Here is a 10606-nt window from a genome sequence, read left to right as displayed (position 1 = left end):
ATGGCCGGGGAGGTCCGCCCGCCGCTGGCACCCGAGGAGCTGGGCAGGTTCAACCAGCAGTCGCTCCGCAGCGATGTCGCTCAGGCGGACCTCCCCCTGCGCGATGCCATCGTCTTCATGTGCTTCGGTGGTCGCCGGGCAACAGACAGCACGCGCCGGATCTTGGAGGAGTTCCAGCGACGCGGGGTCGTTGCTGACATGTACTGGTCCATCGCGGACTTCTCGGTGCCGGTGCCCGACGGGGCACATCCCGTCCTGATCGGTTCGCGGCTCTGGTACCAGCTGCTGTCGGAGGCGAAGCTGCTCGTCAACAACAACAATTTCCCCTTCTACTTCCGCAAGCGCGAGGGCCAGGCCTACATCCAGACCTGGCACGGGACGCCGCTGAAGAAGCTGGGCAACGATGTTGCGCGGACCAACTTCTCGCTCTCCTACTGGAACCTCATGCACCGGGAGGCTACCTATTGGGACGCCCTGCTGGCCCAGAACCCGTACGCAGCGGACGTCCTGTCCACCTGCTTCGGATTCGACGGGCAGGTCATCGCCGAGGGCTATCCCCGGAACGACTCCCTGAAGGCTTTCGACGCCGACGCCAGGCGCACGGCGGTCCGCGACCTTCTCGGCATCGCCGAGGGCCGCAAGGCGATTCTCTACGCTCCGACGTGGCGCGATGACGCCAAGAACACGTCGAAGCAGTACGAGATGGTGACCTACCTGGACTTCGAGGCCGCCCACGAACAACTGGGCGACGACTACGTCATCCTGCTGCGCGGGCACCACAACATCGCCAGCCAGCGGCAGACCGCCGGCAACCGCTTCGTCATCGACGTGACGGAATACCCGGAGGTCAACGACCTCTATCTCGCCGCCGACGTCCTGATCAACGACTACTCGTCGGTGATGTTCGACTTCTGCGTGACGGGAAAGCCGATCATCTTCCTGACCCCCGATATCGCGCAGTACCGCGATTCCACACGGGGCTTCTACTTCGACCTCGAGGAACAGGCTCCCGGTCCGCTGCTCATGACGACGCCGGATGTCGTCAATGCCATCAAGGCCCTGCCGTCCATCCGGATGCGCTACGCAGACCGGTACCGAGCCTTCGTGGAGACGTACGCGCCGATGTGCGACGGTTCCGCGACCCGGCGCGTGGTCGACGCGCTTCCTCTCGACGCTCTCGCACGGATGTACAGCTCCTGACGAGCCTGCACAGCAACGCCGACATCCCTTCGCATCAGCCGGATCGAACCACCGCCGATCCAACCCAGTCCACCAGGAGATCCATGACCAACGGGACAGCCCGTCACGATGCCGTCCGTCACCCTGACGACGCACACGACTGGGTGGCAGTGGCACATGCCCTGACGTCCGGCTCCTCCGCCGGCGGGCCGGCAACGGCGGAAGCTCACTTCGAGTTGGGACACGCCCAGTTCCACCTCGGCAATCTCGAAGGTGCCGCGCGGCACATCACGGCGGCTCTGGAGCTCGATCCGTCCGTCGCCCAGTGGTACTACCGGCTGGGATACATCAGGGAGAAGCAGCTCCTGTTCACCGTCGCCAGGGAACACTACACGGAAGCCCTCCGCCTACAGCCCGGACATGAACGATGGCAGCACCGCCTCGGTTCCGTCGCGGCAGCCGCGGAACGCCAGTTTGCAGCGGAGCGGGCCGAGCTGGCGGAATCGCGAGCTGTCTTCGTCGAACGCCGGCGCATCCTGCACGAGCAGAAAGCCCCAAAGTGGCAGGAGATCGACGTCCTCACTGCCGGAAGGCCTCTCTTCAAGGATGACCCCGAGTGGTTGGGCGCCCTTGCTGATGCGCTGTTCTTCATGAACCGCTTCCAGCAGGCGGCTGAGAGCTATGCTGCCGCTGCACGGTTGACGCCCGGAAACGCCCAGCTGCACTTCCAGGCTGGTTGGGCACATCACCTGGCGGGCTCGGAACATCAGGTGGCGCTTCACTTCGCGCGTGCGATCGCAGCCGATGTCGAGCTCGAGTCGTCCCGTTACGGTATCGGGGTCTTCTTCCAGAAGAAGGGCCAGTGGCAACTTGCCGCCACCCACTACGAGAGCGTCTTCCGTACCCGCCCTGACGACGCTGAGCTCGCGTATCGCTGGGGTTTCGCACTTCAACGCTGCTACGACTGGGCGGGCGGCGCAGACGCCATCAGGACCGCAATCGGGCTGGATCCGAATCAAGCGCAGTGGCACTACCGACTCGGGTTCTCGTTCGAGCGCAGCAAATGCTGGGCGGACGCCGCTGATGCCTACTCCTTCGCTCTCAGCCTTTCTCCGGCGAGGAACGAATACTGGTCCTACCGCCTCGGCTACGTCCTGACGAAGGCCCGACGATTCGAGGAGGCCTGCGCGGCCTTCGCTGGAAGCGCGGCGTCGGCAGGAAGCGCGCCGGCCGAGCCACACCGGGAGACACGGGTCGCTCCCACCGAATACGTCAGGAATCTCCTCACGAACGGAATGATGGCGGCGCGGGCTGCCCAGACGGCTCAGCAGTGTTCACAGCTCGCCCAGTACGCGATGGATCAGGGTGCTCTCGACATAGCCGCCGCGGCGTACGAAGCCGCCGTTCAGCGATCCGAGTCTCACGTACCCCGCCTGTACACCGCACTGGGATCGGCCCTGTACCAGCTCGGTTCCTTCGAGCGCGCGACGGCTGCCTTTTTGGAGGCACGTCTGCTCAAGCGGCCTCACGGGGTGAATACCATTAAGTACCTCAAGGATCCACACCTCAAGCAGTCCATGTTCTACGTCGAATACCTGGAGACGCTCGCTATCCGGGACGACGTCATACTCTACGAGAGCAGTCAGGGTAGCTCGATCGGCTGCAACCCCCTAAACATCCTGCGGAGCACCCTTCGTGATGAGCGTTTCGCCGACAAGACGCATGTTCTGGTGATCAACGACCGGTCGCGTATCCCGGTGGAACTGCGCGGTCTTCCCAACGTGATCTTCACCGCGCGGGACAGCGATTTGTACATGAGGTATCTCGCCTCCGCCAAGTACCTGATCAACAACAACACCTTCCCGCCCTATTTCTGCCGCCGTCCGGAGCAGCGATACCTGAACACGTGGCACGGGACGCCGATGAAGTCACTGGGGCGGGACATCAAGGACGGCTTCATGGACCACCGCAATGCCACCCGTAACTTCCTGCACACCACGCATCTGCTCGCACCGAACGAGTTCACCGCCCAGATCCTCCTCGACAAGTACGAGATCGCCGGGCTGTTCGATGGCGCTGTAGCAGTCACGGGCTACCCACGGGTGGACGCAACCATCACTCCAGCGTCCGTCACGGGCGCGAAGCTCCGCGCCCGACTGGGAATTAGCCCTTCGGAGAGAGTCGTTTTCTACGCACCCACCTGGCGGGGATCACTGGCGGACAAGCAGATCGACAACGAGAGGCTCGTGGACGACCTCCGGATCCTGGCTTCCACCGACGCCCATTTCCTCTTCCGTGGCCACCCCGTCACCGAAGCATTGCTCGACAATGCCGGCGTAGAGGGATATCTCGTCCCGTCCGACATCGACACGAATGATCTGTTGTCCGTCGTCGATGTCCTGATCACGGACTACTCGAGTGTCGCCTTCGACTTCATGGCGACCGGACGACCCATCGTCTACTACGCCTACGACCTGGAGGAATATCAGGACACCCGTGGGTTGTGTCTCGACATCACCTCGCTGCCGGGGACAATCTGCAGAGACGCACCGGAGGTGAGAGCGGTGATTGAACAGGCGCTCGCCTCGCCCTCCGAGGATGAACTGCGCCCTGCGGAGTACGTGGGACTCGAGTGTGGGAAGTCATCGCAACGCGCTATCGAGTTCTTCTTCTTCGCGTCTTCCGAGTGGGAGATGCAGCGCGAGGCGAGAACCCGTCGGACCATGCTGATGTACCAGGGATCCTTCATCCCGAACGGCATCACCTCCTCGTACCTGAACCTCGCATCGCATCTCGACCCAGCCGACGTCGAGGTTTTCGTGGCGCTCGAGCCGTCGTCCGTCTCGTCCGACGAACGGCGGATGGAGAGATTCGGACAGAACCCGGAGCACGTCCGTATCCTTCCTCGCGTAGGAGGTCAGCTGATCGGCGCAGAGGAACGCTGGATCGTCGACAAGTTCAACGCGCAGGGTCACCTTCAGACCGAGGAACAGTGGAGCATCTATCAGGCTGCATTCGCTCGCGAGTTCCGGCGCATGTTCGGTACCGCGCACTTCGATGCGCTGGTCTGCTTCGAAGGGTACGCACGCTTTTGGGCCGCACTCTTCGCGGCGGGACCCTCAGAGTCCACAAAGAAGTCGATCTTCCTGCACAATGACATGCACAGTGAGTGGCTCCACCGCTTCCGGTACCTCGAGTCGATGTTCCGGTTGTATCCCCGCTACGATTCACTGATCTCCGTCACCGAAAGCGTCGCAGAGGAGAACAGGAGACAATTGTCGGATCGGTTCGGTCTCAACCCGCACAAATTCCGGTACAGCAACAACCTGGTCAATGCCGATACAACCGTGATGTTGTCCCAGGAACCGGTACCCGAAGACATCGAAGAGTGGATCAGTGATTGTCCGACGGTCTTCGTCACCGCCGGACGTCTCTCCCCCGAGAAGGACCACGCAAAGCTACTGCAGAGCTTCGCCCTCATCACCGAGGATCACGACGACGCCAAACTGATCATCCTCGGTGACGGACCCCTGCGGAACCGGCTGGAAAGGCAGATCGAGCAACTCGGACTGTCGTCGAAGGTACTTCTTGCAGGGCTCCAGCTGAATCCCTTCCCGGTTATCCGGAGAGGCAACTGCTTCGTCTTCTCGTCGAACTACGAGGGACAAGGCCTGGCGGTGCTGGAGGCCCTCATCCTTGGGAGGCCTGTGATTTCGACCAACGTCGTCGGCCCCCGCAGCATCCTGCAGGACGGACACGGACTCCTCGTCGACAACTCGGTCGAGGGCTTGAGGAACGGCATGTCGAAATTCCTCGGCGATTGGCCGGTCTTCAAGCCCTTCGACTACTCGACTTACGAGCAGGAAGCTCTTGGGACTTTCGAGCGGATCACCCTTGGATCATCCGCTCCCACGAGCGTCTGAGCTGATGATGGCAGCTACTTCCCCAGCTGGTATGTAGGCGCGGCACGAGTGGCGAACTCCCTCTGCACGATGACGCAGGAGTAGGAGGAGTTCACCTCCTGATTGCAGCGCAACGGCGTCCAAGCCACCCTCGACGGGAACTTGAAGTATCGACACGGTGTACCGCCCGTTTCGCCTACCGGACAACACACATCAATTGCATCAGAACTTAGTAAGGAATCCAATGGAACCGCCCTATCACCTGCCGGATGGTCGTTACACCATGCTCAACGCCTCCATCAGGCTCACCTATGGCGGGGCTACCAGGTCGCAGCTTCTGAGAGCTCGTCTCTTCTCGGAGAACACAGGCCTACCCGTCGAACTGGCCACCTTCGACGCCTACCCGGAGTACGACACGGAGCGGGAGCTCCTCACATCGAAGGGTCTCCTCCCTCCTCAGGTCCACTTGAGGAACATGTACGAGGAATTTGCGGTGAGCTCCGACCTCGGTCGATTCTCGGACGGAACGGACATGGAGGTCCCGTCGTGGTTCCAGGAAAGCTTGGACCGGGACTTTACCGTCGAGTACGCAAAGGATGGCAGGCCGTGGCGCCGAGCCATCGACGTCAATGGGGATCGTCGGTCCTTCTACTTCCAGTACCTACGGAGTGACGGCTCCGTCTATGCCACCGTTGATCGGCGAATTGGAGGTTCGGACTGGGACAGGCAGAACCGTGGCGTAGTTCTGACTGACCCGGTCGGGACCCCGGTCGCCGTTTTCGGCAGTATCCCGGAGTTGATCAACAGCTGGATAAGGGTGATGGGAGAGCGCGACAAGCGGCACTTCCTCATCTTCGATTCAAAGGAATCGGGACGCCTTATTGCCGAGCAGCCACGGGAGGACAATCAGTTCCTCATACTCACCGCTCACACGCCTCACCTGCAACCTCCCCGTCACTGGAATTCACCGGCAGCGACTGCGGACTGGCAGGAAACCATCTCCGGCTTGCGCCACTGGGATGCCTTCATCGTCCTCAGCGACGCGCATCGCGCAGACCTGGAGTTGGCCGAAGGCAAGCTGAACAACATATTCGTCCTTCCTCACCCCATAGCTGAAACCAGTCCTTCGGCCTCCGACGACAGGAACCCGAATCTGGCCTTGATCGTGTGCCGCCTCGAGAAGCAGAAGCGGATCCAGGACGCCCTGCACGCTTTCCGGCGTGTGGTCGATGAGGTCCCGGCAGCACGACTGGAGATCTACGGTGAAGGCAGCAAACGCGCTGAGTGGGAGGACTTGACCCGCTCACTCGGTCTGTCCGATTCCGTCGAGTTCCTCGGTTATGACCCGAACCCGGGCAGGCAGTACCGGCGAGCATCCGTCTTTCTCATGACAAGCCTGTTCGAAGCACAACCTCTGTCCCTCCTGGAGGCGATCTCCCACGGCAGCCCTATCGTTGCCTATGACATAAAGTATGGGCCCGCACAAATGGTGCGCCATGGAAGTAACGGTTTCCTGACGCGCGAAGGGGATATCGATGACTTCGCGCGCAGGACGATATCGTTGCTGAGCGATCCCACCTTGTCCTCCCGGATGTCCCAGGCCTCCTTCGAAATGTCCGAGAACTTCCAACTACCGCGCTTCTTCGCAGCGTGGAACGAACTTCTCGAGACGATCTGTCAACAGAAGGAAAGCCGACTAGAATTGAAGCAGGTCAGTGCGGAGCTCGACGGCGATTTCCTTCCTCCAGGACGTGGTTTCAGCAACCTGACCACCCTCGAGATGCCCGACAAGCTGCACATCACAGGACGAATAGCCGTCCGGACCCAACCACGACGCCTCTACAACGATGCCCAGCCGAACATCCAGCTTCGTGTTCATCACCCGCGCAACCCCAACGTCCTCTACCTCGAAACAGCTGATTTGCCGGGGGTGAGCGACGATGAGCGAAACCTGACAGCACTTTTGAGGAGGAGTGCCCTGGAGGAGGTCTTCCCCGACCACACCACGGGCTTCGAATTGTGGTGTGAGATCACGCTCAGCAATGCGCACTCGTTGTTCCGATGCGACCCCAGTAGCGCTGCTCCGTCGGGCAATGCTCTGCCGGAAGCTCACCGATCGGACGAAGCACCCGTGGTTGCTGCAATCGAGGGCGCCGAGAAACCCGGACAAGACGCCCGCTCAGCTGCCACCTTTCACGTCGACCTGACAGCTGACGTCGCCGAAGCCTTCGAGAGACACGGGACTGACCGCCCCAACTTCATCCACGTCCATGACGTGAAGGGGAAGGTCGGGGACCGTGGCATCCTCAAGGCAGCACACCAGAACAGCGGGATCAGGGAAACGGTAAATGCGCTGGCTCAGCGGGGTTACTACGTGTATCACACCACAGACGGCGTGAGTAAGTTCGTCAAGGATGAGCACATCCCCAAGATGTGGCACAGCGTACTGAACGGTACATACTCGGTATCGGACGAGGATATCGTCCACATTGTCGAGGAACCGGGTGCCGGAGTTCCTCCGCGCAAGCTGATCGTCGTGTTCTCGTCGATAGGCGACATCTTCAACGAGGGGCTATTCCGTTACTTCACCCGTAATTACCAAAGTATTCGTAAGTTCGTTCCGCAGGACGTCGCGATCCTGCGCATAGCGGACATCGGCGGCGTGGTCGGGGGATTCTATCTGAACACGACATACCGTCCTGACAACGCCGAACGCATCAGTTCCCTGATAGAGAACAAGCGCCTCCAGCTGGGGCTGACGAAGGATGACGTCATCACCTACGGAGCGTCGAAGGGTGCGACGGGTGCGCTTTTCCATGCCGTGACCAACGGCTACAAGTCCGTCTCGGTGGAGCCGATCGTAAATGATCACTACTATGAGACGGCCTTCGGTGACACCCACTTCACCAGTGGGGGAAACTTCCCGGCTACGAAGGAATTCGTCTTCGGGTCGCTCATACAGGAACATAAGAATCGCCTGATGGCGAAGTCGGCAGTATCCTCGCCCAGAATCGCAGTGATCTACTCCGAACAATCACCGCAATTCCCATATATCACCGAGCTTCTCGCGCACAATGCTCCGAGCGACATCACTCTGGTGAACGTCACTCATCCCGGAATAAAGGATCATCCCGACGTCAGCCCAGCGTCATTGAACCTGACTGCCACATTCCTGAATATGCTCTGCTACGGTTTTACGATGCCGGCGGGCCACTTCAGCCTGCGATGCGAATAGAGTGACGAAAGCCTCCTACTTGAGGCGCCATTATCGTCGACGCACAAGTACTGCATAGACAGTCAGCTTCCCTTCTATAGCAGCACGACTTTGGTCCGACTAGCACCCGACAGAATCGGAGTCGCGGTTCAAACCCCCTGCATCAAGCCTCACGCTCGGTCTTAGATCTGGAACGCGGAGAGGCCTCGTAGCAGCGAAACGATGCAAAAACCGAGCGATATGTCCTTCGGATAGTCTCTCAAACTGAGGATGAGGATCGGTCGCCACCTAGAACTATGCCCGTCCATTCGGGAAATTCAGCTGAGGACCACCTAGGTTGGCGCCTAACGACAACTGCGATTAGCGACCCCACCAATCCTGTTTATGACCAGGTTCCGTCGGTTTCGTGAACCAGCCCTACGTGATGTGCTCTTGGGAGCTCAGGCCTTCGACAAGCAGTGGCGTTATTCCTGCTTTAATATTCATTAGATCTTGAGATAACTGCAGAAGATCTGCGCAATTATTTCATCTCAGTGGTGTCGGTAGACAAGTCGATTGGCAGTGTGAGAGATTTCTCCTTGACCGAGTGATACCGCCAAGAAACGGTCCCGGCGGTACTTGGCATGTAGCCCCGATTCCTCCGCGGTCCGCCGTCGTACCGAAAGCAAATGTCTCAGCCATGCTTCTATCAGCCCGAACTGCCATTCTCATATCAGCCCGAAATCATGCCCTAATGGTAAAGACGTGATCACTCAGCACCAAGGCTAAATATCTCCGCCCTGGACGTTTTCGGGAATCTTATTGCGCCTGCTCCCTCGCACGTGCTTAGCTCCCATGCGGCCAGTGAAGGAGCGGACGCTGCGGCTCAATAGAGATTACCCATCCTCACCTCTATTCAGCATGGGCTTTTCGTTGTATCGGGGCACCGCAACCCCTCTGTTTGAGGGGCCAGCGCCGGACGACAAAGCTGCGCTTTGAACTGCCGCTTATGCCTGTGTTATCCAATCTAACTAATAGCCCCTAATCACTTCGAGGTTTTACGCAGAATGAGACAGTCGTTACGTAACAAAATATCCACAGCATCGTTCCTCCCAGTAATCCTGATAGTTCCGCTCATGTGCGGAGCTTCAAGTGCCACGGCTGCGCCACCACAGATGACTGCTTCCATGACACCCTCATCAACTATCTCTGGGGGTTCAGTTCTCACCGGTCACCTGACGTCTGGCCTTCCAGTGACAGTTAATGCGGCACTTGCGATGCCAGCGCCAACAGGGCTGAAATCCACGGGTGCCGTTTCAGACTCGATCAGTCTCGCCTGGAATCCCGTAGCCGGCGCACCTAAATACCGGGTTCAGTACTCAGCGAATGCAGACATGTCGGCGTCTAACTTCGCACGGTTCGATTCGTCCTCGGGAACCATTGGAAGCTTGAAGGCGAATACGCGGTACTACTTCAAAGTCCGCGTGATCTCGCTTGACGGGACAAACCTCGGCCCATACTCGTCGGCGATCGCTGCGCAGAGCGCAACGACACAGCTTGCGGTTCCAACCGGGCTGACTTCTGGGAGCCAGACGTCGAGTTCAATCGCACTCTCTTGGAACAGTGTGGCCGGCGCCCCAGGCTACCGCATACAGGCCTCGACAAAGGCCGACATGTCAGGGGCGAATTATTACCGGTTCACGGGTACCACGGCCGAAGTCAGGGGCTTGCAGCCGGACACAACCTACTATTTCAAGATTCGGGTGATCACCGCGGATGGCACGAGCTTGAGCGGTTACTCCTCGGCGGCACAAGCTCGAACGCGGTCGTTGACCACCACCCTACCGCCATTGGTTAGCCCACTGAAGGTAGCCAGCTTCAACATCAAATGCGCTAACTGCTACTCGGCGATACCCAATGAGCTGCCATGGACGGGCCGTCGAGACGCCGTTGTCGCAACCACCATCAAACAGCGTCCAGACGTCATCGGATTTCAGGAAGCCTCACAGGGTTGGCTGGCGAACGAATCTCGTCCGGGTGGATTAACCCAGTTTGAGGACTTGAAGGAACGTTTAGTGGGTGCTGGAGTCCCCTACGAACTCACGAACCCTCATCGCAACAACTGTGTCAAATCGACGACTCCCACAAACTGCGTCCACCAGGATCAAGGTGCGTCTAAGGGAACAAAGATCTTTTATAACAGTACAACCGTGAGTCTGGTTCGACAGGGAGCAGTGAAACTCCCAAGTCTGGTTGGAAGCGATAACGAGCGCTACTTCGCCTGGGCGGTGCTAACGCAAAAGTCCACTGGTAAGTCGTTCTTCTTCGGGAA

Annotated in this window: 4 protein-coding genes; all 4 read left to right on the top strand. The window is 59.5% G+C overall.

What is annotated here, in order from left to right; all coding sequences use genetic code 11:
* The coding region (locus CVO76_RS13255; RefSeq protein WP_208739598.1) for a CDP-glycerol glycerophosphotransferase family protein at positions 1-1200 on the top strand (1200 nt) is incomplete at its 5' end.
* Between the two features lie 83 nt (positions 1201-1283).
* Positions 1284-5102 (top strand): CDP-glycerol glycerophosphotransferase family protein, encoded by a 3819-nt coding sequence (locus tag CVO76_RS13250; protein WP_208739597.1) that lies wholly within the window; start codon positions 1284-1286, stop codon positions 5100-5102.
* Between the two features lie 223 nt (positions 5103-5325).
* On the top strand, positions 5326-8316 hold the full coding sequence (locus CVO76_RS13245) for an XcbB/CpsF family capsular polysaccharide biosynthesis protein (protein WP_208739596.1): 2991 nt from the start codon (positions 5326-5328) through the stop codon (positions 8314-8316).
* Between the two features lie 1025 nt (positions 8317-9341).
* Positions 9342-10606, top strand: a 1265-nt coding sequence (locus tag CVO76_RS13240) for a fibronectin type III domain-containing protein (protein WP_432206162.1), incomplete at its 3' end; no start/stop codon positions are given.

Source organism: Arthrobacter agilis (assembly GCF_002953615.1).
GTDB classification, from domain to species: Bacteria; Actinomycetota; Actinomycetes; order Actinomycetales; family Micrococcaceae; genus Arthrobacter_D; species Arthrobacter_D agilis_B.
The sequence above is the reverse complement of the archived record's forward strand: the minus strand, read 5'-3'. Positions and strand labels throughout refer to the sequence as shown.

Bases quoted from the DNA above. Each gene is read 5' to 3' on its own strand.
- CVO76_RS13250 (WP_208739597.1), top strand. From the start codon at position 1,284: ATGACCAACGGGACAGCCCGTCACGATGCCGTCCGTCACCCTGACGAC.
- CVO76_RS13245 (WP_208739596.1), top strand. From the start codon at position 5,326: ATGGAACCGCCCTATCACCTGCCGGATGGTCGTTACACCATGCTCAAC.